20 protein-coding genes and 1 tRNA gene are annotated in these 22,379 nt (G+C 49.7%); 7 read left to right on the top strand and 14 right to left on the bottom strand.

The window, feature by feature from the left end; genetic code table 11:
- Positions 1-44: 44 nt before the first annotated feature.
- Together hisB and B3M52_RS04245 are read right to left on the bottom strand one after the other, a co-directional pair.
- Positions 45-638 carry an imidazoleglycerol-phosphate dehydratase HisB gene (hisB, locus tag B3M52_RS04250; RefSeq protein ID WP_286748956.1) on the bottom strand — a complete coding sequence of 198 codons (594 nt, stop codon included), beginning with the start codon at positions 636-638 and terminating at the stop codon, positions 45-47.
- 113 nt (positions 639-751) lie between these two features.
- Positions 752-1,213: an SRPBCC family protein gene (locus B3M52_RS04245; RefSeq protein ID WP_075194381.1), complete on the bottom strand. Its 462-nt coding sequence runs from the start codon at positions 1,211-1,213 to the stop codon at positions 752-754.
- Positions 1,214-1,398: 185 nt separating this feature from the next.
- Here B3M52_RS04245 and B3M52_RS04240 point away from each other — a divergent pair, with 185 nt between their 5' ends.
- The 4 genes from B3M52_RS04240 to B3M52_RS04225 all read left to right on the top strand — a co-directional run bounded on the left by B3M52_RS04240 (position 1,399) and on the right by B3M52_RS04225 (position 5,168).
- Positions 1,399-3,600, top strand: a complete 2,202-nt coding sequence (locus tag B3M52_RS04240; protein ID WP_269399722.1) for an AsmA family protein — start codon at positions 1,399-1,401, stop codon at positions 3,598-3,600.
- Positions 3,597-4,661: an A/G-specific adenine glycosylase gene (gene mutY / locus B3M52_RS04235; RefSeq protein ID WP_269399723.1), complete on the top strand. Its 1,065-nt coding sequence runs from the start codon at positions 3,597-3,599 to the stop codon at positions 4,659-4,661. Before B3M52_RS04240 ends, mutY begins: the two co-directional genes overlap by 4 nt.
- Positions 4,662-4,713: 52 nt before the next feature.
- Positions 4,714-4,986 carry an oxidative damage protection protein gene (locus B3M52_RS04230; RefSeq protein WP_036208753.1) on the top strand — a complete coding sequence of 91 codons (273 nt, stop codon included), beginning with the start codon at positions 4,714-4,716 and terminating at the stop codon, positions 4,984-4,986.
- 106 nt (positions 4,987-5,092) lie between these two features.
- Positions 5,093-5,168, top strand: a tRNA-Phe gene (locus B3M52_RS04225).
- Positions 5,169-5,259: 91 nt separating this feature from the next.
- On the opposite strand, the gene B3M52_RS04220 is transcribed toward B3M52_RS04225, so the two are convergent.
- The 8 genes from B3M52_RS04220 to B3M52_RS04185 form a co-directional block, all read right to left on the bottom strand.
- Positions 5,260-7,674 carry an NACHT domain-containing protein gene (locus B3M52_RS04220; RefSeq protein ID WP_286748950.1) on the bottom strand — a complete coding sequence of 805 codons (2,415 nt, stop codon included), beginning with the start codon at positions 7,672-7,674 and terminating at the stop codon, positions 5,260-5,262.
- 622 nt (positions 7,675-8,296) lie between these two features.
- On the bottom strand, positions 8,297-8,548 hold the full coding sequence (locus tag B3M52_RS04215; RefSeq protein WP_286748948.1) for a hypothetical protein: 252 nt from the start codon (positions 8,546-8,548) through the stop codon (positions 8,297-8,299).
- 480 nt (positions 8,549-9,028) lie between these two features.
- Positions 9,029-11,041, bottom strand: coding sequence for an AAA family ATPase (locus B3M52_RS04210; protein WP_286748946.1), 2,013 nt, complete (start codon positions 11,039-11,041; stop codon positions 9,029-9,031).
- A complete protein-coding gene (locus B3M52_RS04205; RefSeq protein ID WP_286748944.1) occupies positions 11,022-11,429 on the bottom strand; it encodes a hypothetical protein in 408 nt (135 codons plus the stop codon). Before B3M52_RS04205 ends, B3M52_RS04210 begins: the two co-directional genes overlap by 20 nt.
- A gap of 9 nt (positions 11,430-11,438) precedes the next feature.
- Entirely contained in the window at positions 11,439-11,633 is a 195-nt protein-coding gene (locus B3M52_RS04200) for a hypothetical protein (protein WP_286748942.1), read from the bottom strand.
- An 81-nt stretch (positions 11,634-11,714) separates the two neighbouring features.
- On the bottom strand, positions 11,715-12,356 hold the full coding sequence (locus B3M52_RS04195; protein ID WP_286748940.1) for a hypothetical protein: 642 nt from the start codon (positions 12,354-12,356) through the stop codon (positions 11,715-11,717).
- 5 nt (positions 12,357-12,361) lie between these two features.
- Positions 12,362-12,625: a hypothetical protein gene (locus tag B3M52_RS04190; protein ID WP_286748939.1), complete on the bottom strand. Its 264-nt coding sequence runs from the start codon at positions 12,623-12,625 to the stop codon at positions 12,362-12,364.
- Positions 12,626-12,659: 34 nt separating this feature from the next.
- Positions 12,660-13,952, bottom strand: coding sequence for a tyrosine-type recombinase/integrase (locus tag B3M52_RS04185; RefSeq protein ID WP_286748938.1), 1,293 nt, complete (start codon positions 13,950-13,952; stop codon positions 12,660-12,662).
- Positions 13,953-14,429: 477 nt separating this feature from the next.
- Here B3M52_RS04185 and B3M52_RS04180 point away from each other — a divergent pair, with 477 nt between their 5' ends.
- Complete coding sequence (locus tag B3M52_RS04180; RefSeq protein WP_075194377.1) at positions 14,430-15,074, top strand: hypothetical protein; 645 nt, start codon at positions 14,430-14,432, stop codon at positions 15,072-15,074.
- Positions 15,071-16,162, top strand: a complete 1,092-nt coding sequence (locus B3M52_RS04175) for a DUF262 domain-containing protein (RefSeq protein WP_075194376.1) — start codon at positions 15,071-15,073, stop codon at positions 16,160-16,162. The genes B3M52_RS04180 and B3M52_RS04175 overlap by 4 nt, the downstream gene beginning before the upstream one ends.
- Before the next feature lie 130 nt (positions 16,163-16,292).
- Here the strand turns inward: B3M52_RS04175 and B3M52_RS04170 are convergent, their stop codons facing one another.
- From B3M52_RS04170 to B3M52_RS04155, 4 genes are all read right to left on the bottom strand, one after another.
- Positions 16,293-17,036 carry a hypothetical protein gene (locus tag B3M52_RS04170; RefSeq protein ID WP_075194375.1) on the bottom strand — a complete coding sequence of 248 codons (744 nt, stop codon included), beginning with the start codon at positions 17,034-17,036 and terminating at the stop codon, positions 16,293-16,295.
- Positions 17,029-17,787, bottom strand: a complete 759-nt coding sequence (locus tag B3M52_RS04165) for a hypothetical protein (protein ID WP_075194374.1) — start codon at positions 17,785-17,787, stop codon at positions 17,029-17,031. Before B3M52_RS04165 ends, B3M52_RS04170 begins: the two co-directional genes overlap by 8 nt.
- Entirely contained in the window at positions 17,788-19,659 is a 1,872-nt protein-coding gene (locus B3M52_RS04160; protein WP_075194373.1) for a hypothetical protein, read from the bottom strand.
- Positions 19,660-20,132: 473 nt separating this feature from the next.
- Positions 20,133-21,704 (bottom strand): DNA cytosine methyltransferase, encoded by a 1,572-nt coding sequence (locus tag B3M52_RS04155; protein ID WP_075194371.1) that lies wholly within the window; start codon positions 21,702-21,704, stop codon positions 20,133-20,135.
- Between the two features lie 67 nt (positions 21,705-21,771).
- Here B3M52_RS04155 and B3M52_RS04150 point away from each other — a divergent pair, with 67 nt between their 5' ends.
- Positions 21,772-22,242: a very short patch repair endonuclease gene (locus tag B3M52_RS04150; protein WP_075194370.1), complete on the top strand. Its 471-nt coding sequence runs from the start codon at positions 21,772-21,774 to the stop codon at positions 22,240-22,242.
- Positions 22,243-22,379: the final 137 nt, after the last annotated feature.

The raw sequence follows: 22,379 nt of genomic DNA, 5'->3' as shown, positions 1-22,379 counted from the left end.
GAAACTTCCTGAATCGTGGTTCTTTTAGTTGAGCCCAGGGCCGCTTACAGCGACCCCTTGGTGGACGGGGTAATACCCGCCATTCGCTCGTCCATTTCAATGGCCGTACGTAGGGCACGACCGAAGGCCTTGAACACGGTTTCGATCTGGTGGTGGGTGTTCTTACCCTTCAGGTTATCAATGTGCAGGGTGACCATGGAGTGGTTCACAAAGCCGTGGAAGAACTCCTCGAACAGGTCGACGTCGAAGCCTCCTACAGCACCACGGGTATAGGGCACATCCATCATCAGGCCGGGACGGCCAGACAGGTCAATCACCACGCGGGACAGTGCTTCGTCCAGCGGCACGTAGGAATGACCGTAACGACGGATGCCCTTCTTGTCGCCAACCGCCTGCTTGAAGGCCTGGCCCAGGGTGATACCAATATCTTCCACCGTGTGGTGGTCATCAATGTGCAGATCGCCCTTCGAGACAATGTTCAGGTCCACCAGCCCGTGACGGGCAATCTGATCCATCATGTGCTCAAGGAAAGGCACGCCCGTGTCGAAGCTGGACTTGCCGGTGCCGTCGAGATCGATCTCGACGGTGATCTGTGTTTCCAGGGTATTTCTTTCTACCCGAGCCTTGCGTTCGGCCATGGGGACTCCAAAGTCATCAGTCGGCACATGCCGGAAAAGTGTCTGCGCGCATTATACCTTTTATGATTCCCCGCGTCCCGCAATGGCCTTTATAGCCTTGATAGCGACGACCATCAGAACGCTTTTTTGAGGTTACTCATGTAGGTATCGACCAGGCTGTTGAACTCGTGCTTGATCACGGGGCTGATGGCCAGTTTCAACAGGCTCGGCAGCGGAACGGTCAACTCGGCGCTGGTCTGGAATTTCACTGAAGTAGTGCTGTCGTCTTTCTTCTTGAGGGTCCAGGAGCCTTTTACCACACCGTTACCCTCGCCTTTCACCGGCTCCCAGGTAATCCTGCCGTTGTCCTTGTCCGCGAAGTATTTGCACGCGTATACAGACTGGATGGCATGCTTGTCCACGCCCACCTTTTCCATTTCCCAGCGATAGGCGTTGTCACCCAAATCCACCAGGTTATGCACCTTGGGAAAATGGCTGGCTGATGCGGGCACGTCCGCCAGCAGCTCGAATACTTCGTCATATCCGGCGGGCAGATCCAGTTCCCGGTTAAGCTCAATAGAGACAGTAATAGCCACTGTTTACTCCTTTTTATCGTTGTAAGACGCGCTTTATATCGTTGTGTAGAAATAAGGTGCCTATTTTGGCTGATCACTAACGTATTGTCATACACTCAGGCTTTTATTTTGTTACCCCTGGGTTATCCTTGGGCTAATCACAAGCCCAGTTACCGGACACGAATTATCGGAAGGACGCCAAAATCATGAAAGCTGTTCGCTATGTGGCTCTTGCCATCGTTGGCCTGCTCATTCTTGCCGTTGCCGCCGTCGCTATCGCGGTCGCCGTTATTGACCCAAACACCTACAAGCCACAGATTGAGAAAGTGGTCGAAAGTAAGACCAATCTGGACCTGATACTGGCCGGGGATATTGGCTGGTCTTTCATCCCACTCGGCCTGGAACTGAACGACGTTGAGGCCACCCTGGAAGACGAACGCCTGGTCAAGCTTGACCAACTGGTGGCTCAGGTCAGCTTCTGGTCCCTGATAACCATGTCGCCCCGGGTGGATACTTTCCTGTTGAGCGGGCTGGACGCCAACCTGTCCGTTGATGCCAACGGCACCGGTAACTGGACCCGCATCATGCCGGAAGGGGAAGAACAGCCGAAGCAGGAAGAACCCGCCGCGCTAGCCGAAACCGCTGAAGAACAGCCAGAGAGCAGCGGCGCCAGCGAGCCCTTGAACTTCAACGTAGAGAGCGTGGAAATCAGCAACGCCCGCGTTCATTACGAAGACAAGGGCACGGGCCAGGCATTTACCCTGGAAGATTTCACCGTAAACGCCAGCGAGATCACCCTGGGTTCAAGCTTCCCATTGGACGTCTCGTTCCGCTTCGCCACCAACCAGCCGCAGTTTGAAGTTCAGGGCGACATCAGTGCCCGCCTGGCCGCCAATGAAGCGTTAAACGAATTTGGCGTGTCCGACCTGGAAGCCATCTTCGACATGAACGGCGAGCCTTTTGGCGGCGAATCCGTTCGCGCCGAAATAGCTGGCTCCCTGGAAGCCAATCTGGAAAACGAAACCGCCACGCTTAATGGCTTTACCGCCAGCCTGGCCGACCTGACGCTCAACACAGACCTGACGGTGAACGGCTTTGGCGACAAGCCGAAACTCGAAGGCAGCCTCAGCATTGACGAATTTTCCCTCAAAGCGCTTCTGGCGGCCCTTGGCCAACCCGCCATCGAAACAGAAGACCCTGACGTCATGAAGGCCGTCGCTTTCTCCACCAACATCGGTGGCCCCGCCGGCACCGTGGAACTCAGCGACCTGACCATCAGCCTGGACGATACCACCTTCCAGGGCAGTGCCAGTTACGCCCTGGCCAACAGCGGTATTGGCCTGGACTTGCAGGGCGACGCGATCAATGCCGACCGCTATCTGCCGCCTGCCAGTGAGGAACAAACCGATGCCGCCGCCGAGGAAGCCCCGCAAGGTGGTGGCGCCCCGGCGGAAGAAGGCGACTTGCTGCCCCTGGACACACTCCGTTCGCTAGCGCTGGATATCAATCTCGGGCTGGGCGAACTGATCGTCAGTAATCTCACCATCAAGGAAATCAAATCGGTGATCACCGCACGCAATGGTGTGCTGGAAGTGCAGGACTTCAGCGGCAAACTGTACGAAGGCTCCTTCGGCGCCAAAGTGACCCTGGATGCCCGTACCGACAATCCGAAGTGGAGCATCGGTTCCAAGGTCAACAACGTACAGACGTTGCCACTGCTGACCGACCTTGCCGAAGTGGACATGCTTGCCGGTGGCGCCAACCTGTCCGTGGACGTGAACACCACAGGCAATCGCATTTCCGCCCTGCGCAGCAACGCCAAAGGCGACATCAACTTCAACCTGGCCGAGGGTGAGTTCACCCGCATGAACCTCACGCGCATGGCGTGCCAGGGCATTGCACTGGCCAACCAGGAAAGCCTCTCTACATCAGACTGGGGCACCAGCACGCCGTTCAACGACATGAAGGGCACCCTCAAGATTGACGGCAACACCCTGAACAACACGGACCTTGTGGCTGCCCTCGCCGGCATGAGACTGGAAGGCGACGGCACGGTGGACCTGGCTGCTTCCGACCTGGATTACGAAGTTGGCCTGCGGATCGTGGGCGAGATCCACCGGGACGAAGCTTGCCGAGTCACCGAATACGTTGAAAACGTGGTGATCCCGGTTGAGTGCCGCGGCGACTTCGCGGAAGACCCGGCCGGCCTCTGCTCCTTCGACGGCTCACGCTTCCGCGACACCCTGAAGACCATTGCCGCCAACGCTGCCAAAGCCAAGGCGCGCGAAAAAGTGGACGAAGCCAAATCCAAAGCGGAAGACAAAGTCTCCGAAAAACTGAAAGAGAAGCTGGGTGAAGAGAGTGGCGAAAAGGTGAAAGACGCCCTCAAGGGCCTGTTCGGTCAATGAACGACGGTTTTGCCCAAAAGCTTCTCGCCTGGTACGACGAAAACGGCAGGCACGACCTGCCCTGGCATCATGACCGGAACCCATACCGCGTGTGGGTTTCGGAAATCATGCTGCAGCAAACCCAGGTGACCACTGTTATTCCCTACTTCGAAGCCTTTATGCAGCGCTTTCCAGACGTGAAAGCGCTCGCTTCTGCACCGGTGGATGACGTTCTCAGCCATTGGTCCGGCCTTGGGTACTACGCACGCGCCCGCAACCTCCAGAAAGCGGCGCAACAGGTGGCCAACGAGCACGGAGGCGAGTTTCCCGGCAATCTGGAACAACTCCAGGCCCTGCCCGGCATTGGCCGCTCCACCGCGGCGGCCATCCTTGCCCAGGCCTTCCAGCAACGGGCAGCCATATTGGACGGCAACGTGAAACGGGTACTGGCCCGCTACCACGCCATCCCCGGCTGGCCGGGTAAAACCGACGTGCTCAACCAACTTTGGGAGCGCGCTGAAGAACACACGCCCGATGCACGCATCCGCGACTACACCCAGGCCATCATGGATCTGGGCGCCATGGTCTGCACCCGCAGCCGTCCAGCGTGCGACAACTGCCCACTACAGAACGGGTGCGACGCCTATGCCAACAACGAAACCAGCCTCTACCCCGGCTCAAAGCCGAAGAAAGCCAAGCCCGAAAAAACCACCTGGATGGTGATACTGGAAGATCACCAAGGTCGCATCCTGCTGGAACGCAGGCCTCCCAGCGGCATCTGGGGCGGCCTCTGGAGCCTTCCGGAACTGGACCCGGCCTACGGCCCGGAAGAACTGTCAGACGCCTGCGAACAGGCCTTCGGCTTCCACTGTGGCGAACCGGAACTTACCAGCGGCTTTCGGCACACCTTCAGCCATTACCACCTTCATATCCAGCCGGCACGGCTCACCGTACAAAGCCCCGCTCACATCAATGATCGGGACAGCTACAAATGGGTCCACCGGGACCAGGCCCTTACCCTCGGCCTGCCGGCCCCCATTCGCACACTGCTGACCGCGCCGGAACAAACCCTCTTGCTTTGATCTGTTATCATCCCAGCAGATTCAGCAACACCACCTCCAAACAGGAGCAGACATGAGCCGCACCGTATTCTGTCGCAAATACCAGGAAGAACTCGAAGGGCTGGACTTCCCCCCCATGCCCGGCAAGAAAGGCGAAGACATCTACGAAAACGTCAGCAAGAAAGCCTGGGAAGAGTGGCAGGCCCAGCAAACCATGCTCATCAACGAAAAACACCTGAGCCTGATGGATCCCAACACCCGCAAGTACCTGCAGGCGCAGATGGAACGCTTCTTCAACAACGAGCCGTTCGACAAGGCTGAGGGCTATGTACCGCCAGAGAAGTAGGCGCACCCAACTTGTGGAAGCGCCTATCAAAATTTTCCCGGAACGGCCTTGACTCAGGCAACCTAAACCGGTTTAATAGCGCCCCGTTGCAGCAGCACCGCAACACGCCCGGATAGCTCAGTCGGTAGAGCAGGGGATTGAAAATCCCCGTGTCGGTGGTTCGATTCCGCCTCCGGGCACCATTAGAATTCAATGACTTAGCCCGCCTTGTGCGGGCTTTGTTGTTTCTGGAATGTTGATTTGTAAGCAATATGTAAGCAAAACTTGGAACTTTCACTTATTTGGGTGAGTGAGACTGAGCGTTTTTTTCTTCTCACGTGACCGTTTCTCCAACGGAACAACAAGATCTGCCTTTGGATTTTGGCGCCAAAAACGAGAAACTTGACGGCGTATCGTCCCCATGTCGCTGGACGAAATACCTCCCTGTTCTTTTCCGTGCATGAAAATCCCCGCCAAGCTATCAAACACCGCTCCGGCAGCCACTTTCACAGGAGAGGCATGGACTAAAAACTCGGGGGGAAATACGTTCTCTCGGATTGGCCCCAATACACCGGAGATCTTTATCTCAAATTCGGTAAGCTCATTCTTAGAGTTAAAAACAGGGGCTACGCCCTCAATAAGGGAAAGCAGCAGTAGGCGGCTCTTCTCAGACTCGTCAATGACGCGCCCACTCGCTTTGTTCTGAACTTGGGCTTTTTCAATTATCCTTAGATTATGGAAGTGAAGAATTGATGACAGCAAAGTGGCCATCTCGCGATCAACTCCACTTTCCTTACATGCACATAAAACAAAAAACAATACCAATGATGCTCGATATTCAGGGTCACCATTTCTATAGACCAAATCTTTTATGGTGGCCAGGGTTTTATCCCAACCTTTTTTGACACTCAATACATACAATAAAACGATAATAGAAATTTTGTCTTTTCTCACCAACTCTCTGGAGGTTATTTGCTCATCCGTAACCTTGGAAAATTCGGCGATCATTTCAATGAAACCCGGGGTCACATGCCCCTGATATATTGGCAATACCTGCAGCACATTTTCTGCAAAAAGATCTGACTTCCCACTTTCTCGGATAAATTCCTTAACCTCATTATTTACTTTCTCAGAAATATCTTTTATCGACCTCGCCGAAAGTGTTGCTCTCAATAAAAACTTTGCAACCAGAAATTCTTGAAAAGACCGATGCGCAAAATAAAAGTAATTTTCAGTTGAGCCTTTCCGTTCGAGAACGCTGCCAATTACCAAATCTCTGACAATACCCTCCCTTGTTTTTCCGGTCTCCTCAACATTAATATCAATTTGGCTTATGTCTTCAAATGTAAAACCATGAACGCCACCTTTCTGCCAGAGCCGCCAAGCTACTTTTTCCAAAAATTCTTTTCTTATCTCGGAAGAAATTTCCTTGCGAGCGTGTTTTTCGTACTCGCGCTCTAAAAACTCTCCAATAAAATAATCATAAAGCTGATAGCGTGAAAAGCTAGAAAGCTCTTCATCGTTGAGAACAGACAAGCTAATAAGCATCTTGGCATGTACTGGACGGGATATAAGCTCTCTAAATCTAGGCTGAAGGAGCTCATTCTTTCTTTTCTTACAAAACTCATCATTAATAAACGGGGCTTCAGATTCAGGCACTGAAGAAACTAAGTGATCCATGTAACTAGTAACAAAGTCAGAAAGCTGTCCCTCATCAAATAATCCAACTTCTATCTTATGCCAGGCACGCATTTGTGCGCTTTTTATCTCTCTATCTCCCGCCTTCTTAATCCCTAATAACACGGACGATTCTTCGTCCTCTGAGGTAAAAGCATTCGGACGACCTAGAATAAGCACCTTAGAACCCGGGACAACAAGCTTGTTAAATTGCTTTATATTGTATTGAAACTCAGAAAAACTCATGGCATGTTTCATCTCATCAAATCCATCTAAAATTATGAAAAGCATGCCTTGTTTGTTTAATGACTCGAAGATCGGAAAACTGTAATTCCTCAATACATATTTCGAAGTAAAATATTTTCCAAGTAAACCCTCCAGATCCTGATGGTGGAATATATCATTTAGTTCAATGTATATTGGAATCCTGTTACCTTCTCCTGACAAATAACTATCAGCATATTTATACGCCAAGTTTTTCGCAAAGCTGGTCTTTCCCATTCCATACCCAGCGAGAATTGCTCTCGGTTCAAATTCCGTACTCAAAGACCATTTCTCTATTTCTTCTTCAACATCAAAGCCACCGATATCTCTTATTGGAACATAATAGTCTTCCAGCCCATCGCTAAAGTTTCCCTTAAGGCTTTCAAGATAGGAACTAAAGTCAACGAGCAAGGAGACGAACTCATCGATAGTAAAATGGCGAACCCATCCTTTTTGCTCAATTGTTGTCTGAACATCAGTGGGCGGCTTTTTCTTAGATACAATTATTAGAATATCGAAATGGGACCTCTCTTGCTCATAGTCAAATATTATTGACAAAACCTGAGACCTATTTAATGCACTATTGTAATTTTTACACTCCACTGCAATTCGATGGGTCTTGTGTAAAGGGTCATAGTCTTCATAATAAACATCGGCTTTTTTGCCACCAAGTCTTTTCTCAACTGTGCAATTCATTTTTTGCGCTGCCTTTAGCAAGGCATACACACGGTCTCTTAGGGCATCTCCTTTTTGTACTGTACTTGGCATAAATTTTCCTTTTTTCTCAAAATGGATTAGTCGTAAGCTCTTTCCTGATAGAAAAGTTCGGGAGTTTGCTTTCAGGTGGCATAAGTACTCGACTGGTAAGCGTTAAAAGTTCCCGTCAGTGTAGCCTAATTTTATAAAGTCCTTACCACCCGTGAGCAACTATCGCTCGTATCAGAAGCCCGGTGCCGGACTAGCTTCGGACTTGTCGATGCACTGCAAATTCAGCAGTAAGCACTGGGTTTTTCCGTACGTTTCCACAGATTAGGTGCGGGTCACTCAGGCTCTTTTCTGAGACAGCCGAACGAATTCGCCAAGCTCGGGATTTCAATGAAGTGAAACCCGACTAGCGGTTTAATGTGCAACGCTCAGGTCTTCCCCACTTCCAGCCAGCTAAAATGGGGAACTTGGGTTTATGTGTAGTAGCGTTGAGTACCTCAAGGCTCTAAGAATCCGTTAGTCACTGGTTCGAATCCGGCAGTGCTGACTATTAGATTCGATGATTTAGGCCGCAATACGTGGACTTTGTTGTTTTTTTTCATCCCGATTTGAAAACATTATTAAATAGATTTATAGGAATCTGATCTTTTTCACCGGTGGAGTTTCTGCAGCGACTTTTCGATGACTACATTAGGAAGCCGTACCAGGAATACAGTTCAGCGGTGCCTTCGTCGGTGTAGACCCTGATCTTGACCCATTTAGCCGGGTCTTCAGGGTAGTTCACATTGATCACACTGAACTCGGTGCCAGCTTTGGCAAAGAAGCAGTGACCCTGTTCAACCAGGTAACCCATGCCTCGGGCATCATTGCGCTTCTTCGCTTCGTTGGCCTGTTCCAGGTACGTAAGCTTCGTACAGACTGGGGTTCTGTTGATCATGACATCGGCCTGAGCAATCATAGGCAGCGAGAAAAGAGCAATAGTAGGTAACAGTTTTGATGAGAACTTCAGCATATTACTTCCCCCTTCCATTGGTGGCTGTATAAGCGCTTACTAACTATAGACTGTAGCCTAGCCTTGCGGGTCCTTCCCGCCCGAAATTCCTTACCGCGGGGGACGCTGAGCGCGGTTTGTGGGCATCTTCAAACTTTCCCTGGCTCCACAACTTCAGGGATTAAACACCGGGGTAGTTCAGTTCGGTTCGCATGTTCGGTACCCCTAAAGGGGGGGTACACCGAACGAACAATGCGAGATACCGAACCACCGAACCGAACAAAAAACACACCCGGTGCAAAAACCCTTGGGGCACAAGGGATTCCGGTTGTTCGCTTTTCCGAACTATCGAACCGAACTATTCCGAACTTTCAGGCGGGGGAAAATGATAGTTCGGTAGGGTTTCCGAACTATCAGAGGGGTGTTTTAACTTAGAATTGGGTCTTTCCGGTGAATCTTTATCTCTTTGCCTTCCTTGACCACGGTGACTAAATCCTGAACCTCAAAATGCTTTCTGGCTTCCGATACACGTGCGGCGCTTATTCCCTGACTACCACACCGTTCAACCAATGCTTTGTTGTCCAGGAAATCACCACCGGCGTCATCCATTGCCTGAACCAGGATTTCCCAGATTTCCTTTTGCTGTTTGCTCATCGGTGGTTCGGGATCATCAACGAACTCATCAGCCTTAACCACTACCGCACTGCTTCCGGTTTCGCCAAGGTCCATACTGTGAAGCCTCATTAAAACCGGTTCGGGCAATTCTGCGTCCTTCATTTTTGTCGCCTGTAATGCAATGGTCCCGCCAGCCTTCGCTTCAACCCGGTGCTCAATATCAACGGCCCCCTTCAATGCGCTTGCACCACGGGCGCGGTCTTTATTCCCCTGCCCCGTATGGTGAACGATCAGAACCGTGGTTTGCAGTTCATACTTCAGCCGGTCCATATGCTGAACGAACAACCCCATATCTTTGTTGCTGTTCTCATCAAGGCCACCGAAATTTCTCGCCAGGGTATCAACCACAATCAAAGCCGGCACCCCATGTTGTTCGACTTTCGCCTTGATTCCCCTCATTACCTGTTTCACGGCTTCCCATTCTGTGAGCGGTGCAGCAGTGGTGCTAACGTGAATGCTTCCGAGCTCCACCCCTCTATACCTACACCAGGCACCAAGCCTACGACCTATACCTGCGTGCCCTTCACCGGCGATATAGAAAACTGGCCCCTGCTTCACCGGGAAACCCTGCCAAGCCTCACCGGTGGCTATACAGCAGGCCACATCCAGTGCAATGAATGACTTCCCCACTCCGGGTTCACCGAACAGGATCACCATTGCATTAGCCTCAATATACCTTTCTACCAGCCACTGAACGGGCGTGATATTGGCTATCAACTCAGCACCCGAAATAAAGCTGAAACCACGGCGAACCGGTACCCGCTCTTTTCGTTCAAGCTGTGGCAATTCATCAAACAGGTTTACCACTTCCTGCCAATCCGCCAGCACTTTTGCCAGGGTGTATTTCCACAACCACTGCTTTGCTGATTCCGGGTTGCCTCCCCGCCGATCCAGTGCCGCACTTGCCAGAAAATATTCTTTATCGGTCAGCACTGCCAGAATTGACTCTTTGTTCACCCCAGCACTTACCATTTCCTCACAAACCGCCAGCAGTGCAGTAGAACGATCAGCCCTCCCCGCTGAATCGGTGAATTTATCCAACCCTTCACCGTCCCTGACCAGGACTTTCCAGCTTTCCCCTATTGGAATATCATCCAATGACACCAACGGTGCTTCAGGGTCCCAATCCAGATCCCCAACGGTGTGACTGGCGTCATTGCTGGCGGATTGTCCGAACCAATCCGAATACAGCGCTTTGAGGGCGGCACCGCCAGCCTTAACGGTGCCCAACCCTTCCACCACGTCTGCCGTTATCGTGAAAAACCGGCCTTTCTGGTACATTTCCCGGCCTGCTTTGTTGTCGCAGTGACCATCACCGGGTAACTCCCCTTTACAGATAATGTGCAGCCCTCTGCCGGACGGTGATTTCTCGGTGAATGACTGCAATTCATCCACCGCCCGCCTAGCGTCATCCCGCAGGTTCCCGGACTCATCAAAGCAGTTATCCAGGTCTACCCCTACGAAGGGGTCATCAGCGGTGAAAACGAACCCTACACCGGTGTAGCCGTCCATCAGGTAGGCTTCACACGCATCATCAAAGGTGCCCCAGTGTTCCGGGTTCCCCGTGCTGGCCTTCCTTCCGGTTTTCGGGTTGTGCGGGATCTTGGTCACTTTCACCGTTCCATCCCGCTTTTTCTTTTCCACGGCTTTCCAGACTACCCATTGCGGGTATTGCTGTAGTTCCTCCGGCACCGTTTCCAGGTTAGGGGGTATCAACCCCGGTGGCATGTGCGGGGCTATTTGTTCAGTGCTCGCTGAAGACATCGGGCACCCTCCGTATCATTTTCACGCTGACAGATTCACCCGATGACTTTTCAGCCAGTGAGGTGAACATTTCGGCCATTTTTTCAAATGGTATGGTTTTATCACCGTCTTTTGTGGGCAGGGTTTTCCGGTAGGGCTTCATTGCCTCGGACAACAACCAGTGAAGTTCAGCGAAAATATGAGACTCCAAGTCATATATGGGCTGGCCCCTCCTGTGTGCCTGCTTTAACGCTGTAGCATGATCAATGCCCACTAGGTACGGGTCTATAATCCACCGTCCCCGATTATCTCTTAGCATCAGAAATGGGATCTCAAACACCGAGGGCAGAAATTCCCGTAGATCCATCTTTCGGATTTCAAACGGTGCATCAATTTGGACTGATTGCATGACACCCCCTTACGCTTGCTGGCTTTCGGTGGTGTTTTGCGACTGAGCCACCAGCCGTTCAACGGCGTCATCAGGCCAGGCAAGAAAGCGATTCGGGAGTTTTGTAGGGCGGATACCCATGTAAGAACCGGTGCGGCATAGTGCAGACCGGATAGTGTTGGGCTTAACGTGCAGTTTTTCGGCGAGTTGTTCTGTAGTCAGCATGACTATGGCTCCTTAGATTGCGTTGCATTCAACGGGAGCCACGATAACGGCGGGGATTACTTGTCTTGGGACAAAAGAGTGTTAGCACCCATTCGGTTTATCTCTGTCCGCTCTTTTTCTGAGTCGCTCAATGCCTTGTTCAGTATCAGGTGTCGCGCCCTTACTGACCCAACTGGCAGGCCATGGGATCACACCGTCATCAGGCATAAGAAAAGGAAAGCTGGGCTCTTGGGTTTCAGCATCATAGGCCACCGCGCGGGCTGCTTCACGGACTGGCACCGGCTCTGATCTATTCTGCTCACCCTCCATTAAGAAACGATAGGCATGAACCAGATTAACTAGGTAATTGATAACATCTTTATCTTTGCGTCCCTCTTTTCGCTGACCGTGACCACGTTTTTGCTGAAAGAAAAACAAAGACAGGATCAATTTCTGCGTAATCTCTCCGCAACGGTAAATCCGTGGTTCCAGATTCAGTGCCTGCCAGGCATGACGCCAATTTTCGGGCTCATAGACTAGTTCTACTTCTGACAATTCAAGAACCACCCCTTTCTCTGGGGATAGCTCGATATTGGTTGCCGTAAATCGACGGTCAGAAATCTGATCATCTAGCACACGGTTTTCAAGCAAACCGTATAAAGCATCATCGGCAGGAATCAGCACCCGCAAAGTCTCACGGGTGTACTTGTTGTCAATCGTGAATAGGACTAGGTTCACACCCATCCCTTTTACCCCCGCATCCCTTCCAGGCGGCTCACCGCTGTTTCCATCAGGTCTGTTACCCGCCGGTGTGCTTCCAGGGCTTCCCGCAAATCCGCCAGCGAGTCGGACGCATACAGCGGGTCATTCTTCATTTCTTCCTGAATGTCACTATCTGTCTGCATCATCACGGTAAAGGCACCGAGTCTGCCTGACTGAGTATCCTGCAATGACTGTTCAAACTGTCGGGCTTCCTGTTCGGTGATAACATCGGCTTTGTTGCTCTGCATCATGATTTGCTTCTCCCATTGTTCCCGGCTGGCGGGTTTACTGTTTAACGGCTCTCAGGCGCTGGCCTGCCACCGGTGGTTCAAACTTGATTCCGGCCTGTTCCAGAACCCAACTTTCGATTTTCGTGTGCCACTGCTTAAGCAGGTCTAGCGGTCGCTGGCGGTAGTGCTTTTCAACGGTGGCGCTAGGCTTGTGCCCTTGGATTTGTGCGACGATCCCGGCAGGCACTTCCACCCACTCCGACAAAGTGCCGAATGACCGCCTCAAACCGTGGAGGGTCAGCCCTTCGATACCGGCCACTTTCAAGGCGCGGGTATGCTGAGCCCGTGGCTCTACAAGGTGCCCGCTTTTAGCGGTGGGACTGGAAAATACCCACTCATTCCGGCGCGGTAGTGAGTCGATCAGATAGGCAACATACGGGGTCAGGGGTATTACCCGCTCTCCTTCCACCTTGTCACGAATTGCGAGGCTTTCCCACCGGGTATCAACGTCTGACCATTGCAGGGTGGACAACTCTCCCCGCCTGGCACCGGTGAGCAACAGAATTTGCAGGTACGCGGCAATGACCGGATTGTGGATTTGCTGGACAGCGGCGAACCAGGCGGGCAACTGTTCCCGTTGCAGGCAATCCGCCTTTACACCTTTCCGGGGTAGGGTTTGTTTCGCCAGCCGGTTTGAACAGGCGTCAGGGCGTGCCAGCCCCTGAAAGCGGGGTTGATCTTCGCACCAGTGGAGGAATGCCCGCAGCAGGGCAAACGCTAACCGGGCTTGTGTGGGGCGGTCCTTTGCTTCCTTCTGCAACCATGGCCCCACGGTGTGACTGTCTATATCCGCCAGCTTCACCGGTAGGAGTGGGGTCAGAACACCGGGTTGTGTCTTGCCCTTTCCACGTTTGCGAGGTTCGCCACCCGCCTTGCTGATTTTAAGGTGGTCTTTCAGATGATGCTCACCCCAGCGAGGCTTCCGGGCTTCAATGTATTCTGACCAGGCATCACCCACGGTGGCATCAGCCCGCTTTGATTCCTTCTGAGCTTCCCTGACTTCCGCCAGCCGCTGTTTCTTTTCCAGGCGGGGATCAATGCCTTGGTCGATCAGCGTGCCGACTCTACGGGCTTCCGCGCGGGCCTCGTCTATCCCCCAGGTCCTCACGTCACCAATGGTGATTCTTAGGGCTTTGCCGTCTACCCGTCCCTGATAGATAAATGCTTTGCTTTTGGCGGTGGCGCGAATGCCCAGCCCCGGCACCGTGGAATCCCATAGAAAGGCTTGCTTCCCATCGGCCCCGGCCTTGAATCCATCCACCCTGCCTGCTGTCAGGTTTACTTTCACCCCTGTCACTCCTCGAAAACTTGTAAGCGCTGTGTAAGCAATATGTAAGCACTTTTCGAGAATACGGGTAAGTTTCGATCAACACAATAGGGAGAGGAAAAGTCAACTAATAGTTGATAATAAAAGGTTTTGTTGTATTTTCGGGATAGTCAATCAACACCGGAAAATTTTGATTTTTAGGGATTGAAAATCCCCGTGTCGGTGGTTCGATTCCGCCTCCGGGCACCATTAAGAATTCTGACGAAGCCCGCCATTGTGCGGGCTTTGTTGTTTCTGGAAGCCACGAGCTTATCCACCCCCTCTGCTACCCGGGAGTTGCCCCAGAGCACTCTTCAAATCCTCGCCATTACATATGTCGGCCGCTTATGGTCTTTAATGCACTCAATCAATTATTCGTCTACCATGACAGCAAATTATCAGGCGCGTTAAAGCGCCGACTAGAACAGCGCAGAACCCAAACTTACAAATTAAACGCTTATGATTAGTGACGAAAACTCAAAATTCCTAGATAGATTCAAAGAGGAATGCAAGTCAAAATCATCAGATGAAATTGTTCAGCGACACTTGATCGACGGGTCGAGCTACTTCTTTAATGAACTTTACACTACTGACGATGAGTTTCATTTTAAAAAATCCATAGCAGACAGCTTGGGCGTCCATATTAGAGACATTGTGTTAGTCGGATCGGGTAAATTGGGTTTCAGCATAAAGCCAGAAAAGGCGGACCTCAGGCTCTATCTCTTCAAAAAATTTGACTACGAATTTTCTATTAATGATAACAATAAAAAATCTGATCTAGACGTAGCGATAGTTTCTGGTCGACTATTTGACGACCAATTGATTAAGCTCTACCAGCACACGGATTGCTATTTAGATTCAGTAATAAGCTCCGGCGCTCGAAATCAGATAGCCAAATATATTCTAAAAGGCTGGATTCAACCGAATACTTTACCAAAAGACTATAAAATTTCTCAAAACATCGAAGACACGCAAAGCCTTCTATCACAAAAGTACAAGCGAGAAGTTAACATTGGGATCTATAAATCCTGGTTTTATTTTGAAAAATATCATCAAAGAAACATACATACACTTTCATTAAACCTATTGGCGCATTCAGAATGAGCATACTCGAGAGCGTACCATCGACAAACGTTAAGATCATAGAGCTATACAACAAGATAGACTCTGGATCGCTCGTAATAAATCCAGCTTTTCAAAGAAAGCTAGTATGGAAAAAGCAACACAAATACCATTTCATTGAAACCATACTTAAAAACTACCCCTTTCCAGAGGTATATATCGCAAGCTCTGAGATGGACGTAAGTAGCATAAAATCATCAGAGGTCGTTGTTGATGGACAGCAAAGGCTTTCAACAATAGTTGATTATATTAGAGGCCAAGGTGACTTTAGCAACCAGAACAGAATTAGAAGCTTTTCTAGCCTTAGCACTGAGGAGAAAAAATACTTCCTGAATTATTTTGTATCTGTGAGGGACTTAAAGGACACTTCACCAGAGGTCATAAAAGACATATTCAAGAGAATCAACAACACTGAGTATTCCTTGAATGCAATTGAAAAAATTAATGCACAGTATGGTGATAGTGAATTTATAATTTATTGCAAACAGCTAGTTGATAACGAATACAATCCAACGCCGGAGGAAACAGAGGCTCTTATCCCAGCGAGTGACAGAGAGCTGATATTCAACTTCTTCAATGAACATGAAGTATTTTCAGAAACAGACGTAAGAAGAATGAATAATCTTCAGTTCGCAATGACCCTTGTCGCAACTCTCTTAGAATCAGAATATTTCACAAGAAACGATAAAGTCATCAACTATATTGAAAAATATAATAATGAATTTGAGCTAAAGGACCAAGTAACAACGGCATTGGTGAAGTCAATAGCCTCGTACAAGGAGCTCAAAATTGAAAAAGAAAGTTACTGGTTTTCAAAATCAAATACTTTCACCCTTATCATAGAACTTTCCAAGCACAATAAAGATAAAATAGACAAGAACACACTCAAGAGACACCTTGACCTTGTTGAAGAAAACAGTAAGAAATATTTTTCAAATATAGAAATTGAGTCAATCCCTAGTGACCAAGTTCGATACTTTGAATACGCAAAAGAAGCAGTCAATGCTAGGAAAGCCAGGGTCTCACGAGGAGAGTTTGTTGGAAATTTAATTGAACAATCAAAGCCCTAAGGTATACAAACAGCCTCAAACCTAATAGGAAAGCTTTGCAGCCGGAAAGGAATGGTTGCCGATTTTAAGTGGACGGTCTTCATCCTAACCACAACCATTCCTTACTTCACTTTATCTGCCAATTGAAGCACTAACTAAAAGCGCCTTCTCTAATAGAATCTGCATCCAAGAACCTATTATATTCATATGGTAAAATGGACATTAGCGAATCTGCAGTAATTGTTCCCAAGTCGTAGGTTAAGTCAAGCTGCTGAAGATAGGAAACAAATCTTCGTATATTTCCCCCTCGCGTTTGCGAAGTAGACCCCACCTTGAATGTTCCTCTGCTAGAATCGAAATAAATTCTGTGTGCAGCCTCGATAACCCCGCGGCAAGACATAAAATATTGTCTGGCAGCGAGTTGCTCTATCAACTCTCCACGGGCACTCGGTTTCTTGCTAAGCATGAAACGTGCGCTCTCTCTATGATTGGCCACGAGCATCCACGTCGTGTATAGAGCATGCCTGGGGCGATGATTCCAGTTTGGACTAAGCACGTAATTGTAAGGCTTTTTCGGTTTTCTCTTGCCCTTTGAATCTAATGGACAGAGCTGATCAAACCAGCAAAGAGCAAGCCAAGTCCAGAAACCACTATCTCCAAGTAGTTGCTGAGAGCGCACTTGTTTCAACAGGTCTACAAGATAGACTCCCATGTCGTACCGGGTTGCAAACTCTGCCAGGTGATTCACCGTCAATTCGATGTCCAAAGGCTCTGAAGTTCGATCATCAGTAAGAATCCCTAAAGGAAGAGTCAAACCGCCATCATTTGACAAACCACTGATATAGTTTTCAAAGGCCTCAATACCCCTTTCGTTCAGGCGTCGCACTTCAACCATGGGACTGCTCCTCCATTCGCGAGATCAGGTGGTCGCAAAGATGATGTCGATTGCTAAATTCAGCCACTACCTCATTGATCCAGCCAACAATAATGTGAGGATCTTCATCATCAGGTTGCTCCTCGGGAGCGATTTTGTTCGCAAATCGCAGCCAATCGGCCTGCCAACCCTCTTCTTCATCTAGCTCGTCATTTATGCAAACGAAGAGCAATACTTCACGAAAAGCTGCAGGCAGAATCAGAGCCTGAAAGAAAGGATTTCCTAGGAGTTGGCTCTTGGCCTCGGGAATCCTGCTGTTGATACAGAGTACTGGCTTTTCATCCTCAAAAGCCATTTTCCAGGTCAGATTGCCCATATCTGGAGCACTTCTGAAAATCATCAGAGATTCGTTCTTCTCATCCTCCTCAGCTCTTGGGGATATGCCTTCCGCAGATGCTATTAGCCTTCCGATGTGCTCCGAATTATCCACCACCTTGACCCGGAATAGCGTCGGACCGGAGAGATCGATCTGGTCTAGCTTCATTTCATCTGGAGGAATTGGCGCAGCTACAGTGCCAAACTCAAACCTCTGTGAAGTGTTGCGATGGTATGCTTCCACATACACATCAGCTTCAGGTGAAAGGTTTGAGTTGTCCAGCTTCAGGTTAACCCTGAATTCCGGCACCTCCCTGTCCTCCAAGAGCTCGATCTGAACTTCTGATCTCTTGATCTGCCGCCGACCAGTGTGGTTTATGTGCCTGGTTATCTGCATTTATTCTTCCTCCACTACCACGGCGTTCAGCTTCACCTTCAGATCCCTGTGAGGATCAAAGCCAGTGATCTCAACGTCAAACTCCGGGCCGGTCACTTCAACTTCAAACCTATTATCTCTTGCCTCTAATACCTGTACACAATCCGATTTGTCCTCGATTTTTACGTTATTTCGTTTAGCAAAATCAAAATCAAGCTTGTTATATTTCTTGAAGGGATTGCCAGCAACTGTGTCATAAGCCGCAGTCACTATAAACGTCATGGGGTAATCAGCATGTGCAGCACCTCCGGCAGGACGAATTGCAAAACCATCTGCAGTCGTCTCGATCCTGGCAACTTTAGGTACTGGTGCAGGGATATTTTCTGGAGGCTCAGGCGGATTCACATCCGGCTTCCGATCTTTTTTCTTTGGGGTAGTCGCTCCCTCTGTAAAAAAGAATTTGGCTAACGCTTTTTCGTCCTCTTCCTCCTCAGCCTGTATCAACATGTCATAAAAGTTGATTACCGCATTTTTAATGACCTTAAGCTGCTTTTCCGGAGCAACATAATTTGTTCGAAGCTTTTCCGCATTGAATATCCATTTAGTGTGAGCGGGATTTTCTGCATCCCCCAGAAACGCAGATATAGTCTCATCATCGGCAATCATCGCTCCGAATGCTTTTCGGTCTCCAAATTTTGACTCAGCAGGTAACGTCAGGCCACCACGAACATACAGATCGACACCCTTTTCAAGGTCTCCTGGACGCTTGAGGAACACAAAGAACTGGGTATGAAGCTTTTGCTTCTCAGGTTTCTTTCTAATGGTTAAAGGGAGCCTGACCCCCACCAGGTCACCTTGCGCGAAGCGAGCCCTGATCGCTTCCAGCTCAGTTTCGTCAAAATCATCTTCATCGAGGCGGGTATCCTCAGCCCATGATTCTCTCAAAGACACGAACCGGTCAGAACCAATGCAGGCATTTACCTCTTCAATGAAATCAAACAGGGCATCGATATCTTTCAGCTTTTTCCCCTCGGCGTGTTCATGTGCCAGCTCGCGAATGTTGTGCGCTGTAAGCTCCACCTCCCCAAACTCGAGGACTAGCTGGCCTGTCAGTATCGGATAGAAGTAATTCTCTATCGCCACCCCAATCATTTTATCCGGCCGAAGACCCTCGAAAGGAAAAGGAATGACAATCGACAGTCCGGGTTCACGCTGACGAGAAATTCCAAACTGATTAGTGAAGCTGTCGACAAATTGCGTTGTTCTAAGTGGGACAGGGGTCTTCTGAAATATCTCGCCCTCTCCTTCCATATCGCAGAAATAGGCGTGAGCGGGATACTCTTTGCCTTCGTAGGTGTGAAGATCAAGAACTGTCTGCCCCATCAGATAGCGCTCAGACTCACCATTCCTGACGGTTAACCCAAAAAATACCCCCAACATTGAGGAGCTTGAATAAACCAGCTTCCCCAACCCCCATCGGCCCCGGCTTGTCCCGGTTTTATGTGACTTCCCGTGGCGTCGCCAGAAGTCACTGAAATTGTCGTTATCCTTGACATCAGTTCCTCCGGTAAGCCCCTTGGTACCAAAATCTTCAATCACCAAGGCTGATGGCACGCTGAAATCAACTGCCTGAACATCACGGCCTGCAGCTTCAGCGTGTTCAAGCTGTCCTGAGAAAAGTTCTTCTACGAAAGAGGACTCCAACCGGCTTCCATCTATATAACTGAAGCGAACATGCGTGACTTCTCCGGGAAGAGTAGCATCCAGAGAGTTCTGAATGGATTCCCTTACTATGGTGTCAGAAAGCTCGACCTCATCATTTCGGAACTGATCGCGCTGAGTGACGCCACTCTCCACGTAACAGTCTAGCTGCGGGATAAACTGCCAGGCCATTTTTGCCTCCCATCGGTAATGCTCTTAGTCGAGCTTGAAATCAGACTTCTTTGAAGCCCCTCCTGCGGCGAACCTCGCTTTGGCATCCTTCAATTCACGCTCCAGCGTTCTGAACATTTTCTCCACATCTCTTTCAGTGTAGGAGTAGTTACTTTTATTCGAAAGATTACCCAACAATCTCATTGTCTTAACAAGATTGTTCACCCTTGATTCTGCCAATCTTACAAACTTTTCTCTCGATGTTTCTCCCATAAAGCCACCCTGAAAACGTACATATTAGAAATGTACGCAATATCTCAGTTGAGAGTCAACAATATATTAGGATTTTAGCGTGACTGACGACAAGTCAATGCACTAGGAGAGAACATCAAGGGAACTGAGCAGATACAGCGACGACGTAGAAGTCCTACGGAGCGTAATAGCTCGATAGAAAACTCGAGGAGACGTGGGCCGGCAAGCCAGAGAGCCTATTGCTATTTCAGGATGTCGTAGACAACGTCAGCGATCTTATTAGCCAGCAATGGCGGAACAGCGTTACCCACCTGAACATACTGCTGGGTTTTATTGCCTTCAAAATAGTAGTTGTCCGGGAACGTCTGAATGCGGGCAGCCTCCCGAACCGTAAGGCTTCGACACTGTACTGGGTCGTAGTGAATGAAGTAGTGCCCATCCTTGGCGATATGGCTTGTCACCGTGCTGGGGATGCGGTCTCTTGCCTGCACCTTGAACCGATCCGAAAAGTGCCCGGACTTCCAGTTCTTGTGCTTAGGAATCAAATCGTCCGGATAATCCCTTGAGGTTGGCGACAGCCCTTTACTCAGTTCCGCAAAACTGCTGGCAAACAAATACCGGAAAATGTCCGTAGGCATATGGCTTCGTGCATAGTGATTGAGACACCCACCAATCTTTTTGTCAAAGAACCACTTCTTTAAATCAGGCGGCAGCATCTCTCCTACGTGCGCTCCATCACTATCCGGTACGAAATTTCCTCCCTGCGATACCAGACAACTACTCACCGCCCACAGCGGGCTGCCGTCGGGCAATTCGAACCCCAAACCTCCGAGCAGCTCCCGAACAGATTTTGCCGCATGCAGAAGATTTTCGTGCCACTTTTCCGCAGTATTACCAATCTTTGTCACTCCGCTCCTCAATGGAGGCAGATCCCCAATAACGTCTGAGGTAGTCAACGTGGAGTGGATATCCCGCTGAAGAATGCGTGGTTGACGATTTCCCAGTACGCCTTTGCGTACCCCCAACAGAATCACTCGGTGACGCGTTTGGGGAATACCGAACTCCTCGGCCTTGATAAGATAACTCGAGTTGGACGGGTAGGCTCTATCCCCCAGCGCATCAGAATCAGGCAACGGAGTCGTCAGAGAATATATTTCGTAGTCCTCTCCCGAGGAATCACCCAGGCTTTTTGCAGGATTCTTAAGGTCCTTGAGAATCGAATCGAAAATCCGATTACCATGAACCTTTGCAGTCAAAATGCCACGCACGTTTTCCATGACAAAAACATCAGGCTCGACTTCTTTCAATACCTTGAGATACTCCTTGTAGAGAAAGTGTCGCTCGTCGTTTTCAGGCTGATAGCCTTCGATACCTCTATTACGAGCTCGCCCAACTACCGAATACGCCTGGCACGGAGGACCACCGATAACTATCCACTTCCCGGTATGTTGCTTCTTAACAGACCTGATACGATCAAAGATGGTGTTGTGATCTTTAGTTCCCAACCCCCGGGGAGCCCCAAGAGTCTCCTCTATGGCTGCTTCGCTTTGCGGTCTGAACTGATTAAAAAGGTCCTCTCGCTGCGCTGGGTCGCCCCCCTTGACGTAATCGTAGTATTGGGACGGAACTTCACCTTTTTCAAACTGACGAAAGAAAGCTCGTAACGTAAGAGTTCGGTGAGCACTTGCTTCTTTTTCAACAGAAGCCACCAGCTTGAAAGGCCGCTTTCCGGCCTCATCTTCATATGAAGAGAAACCTTCGCCCAAACCGCCAGGGCCGGCGAACAGATCAACGATATGTACCTTGTCACTCATATCTGGCGGAGGGCCCCTGCAAAAAGGTAGTAGGATACCAGTAACACCCTATAAAACCAGGTCTAAGATGAGCGATGTTGTCGATTCCCAGACCCGGTCCCGAATGATGTCCGGGATCAAGGGAAAAAATACGAAGCCCGAACTGACCATACGGTCGGCTCTCCATAGAATAGGGTTCCGCTTTCGCCTGCATAGGAAAGACCTCCCTGGCCGACCAGACGTCATTCTTCCCCGTTATCGAGCAGTCATCCTGATCAACGGTTGCTTCTGGCACGGACACATGTGTTCGCTTTTTAAATGGCCAAAAACCCGAGAAGATTTTTGGAGGGAAAAAATTCTTGGTAATGTAAAGCGTGACCAACGTAACCAGTCCATGCTTATCGAGAAACACTGGCGGGTGTGCGTAATCTGGGAATGCGCACTTCGTTCTCAGCCGCCAGAAAAGATCGAAAAATTAATGAAACAGCTCGCCGAGTGGATCGAAGGAGAGGGAGAGCTTGTTGAGTTTCCGGAGCCCAGCCAAAATAGCCAGAAGTAACTCAGGTGTCTAACCAGCGGTTATGGAGGCAAAATGTCGTGCCTTGGTTTCCACCCACACTCTAAGAGTCTTTCGTAAACTATCGGGTATTGCGCCTGTAATGAATCTCCTGCATTGCGGGTAGAATGATTTCCGTT

Origin of the sequence: Marinobacter sp. UBA2688 (genome assembly GCF_002352785.1) — a bacterium.
Taxonomy (GTDB): Bacteria; Pseudomonadota; Gammaproteobacteria; order Pseudomonadales; family Oleiphilaceae; genus Marinobacter; species Marinobacter salarius.
The sequence above is the reverse complement of the archived record's forward strand: the minus strand, read 5'-3'. Positions and strand labels throughout refer to the sequence as shown.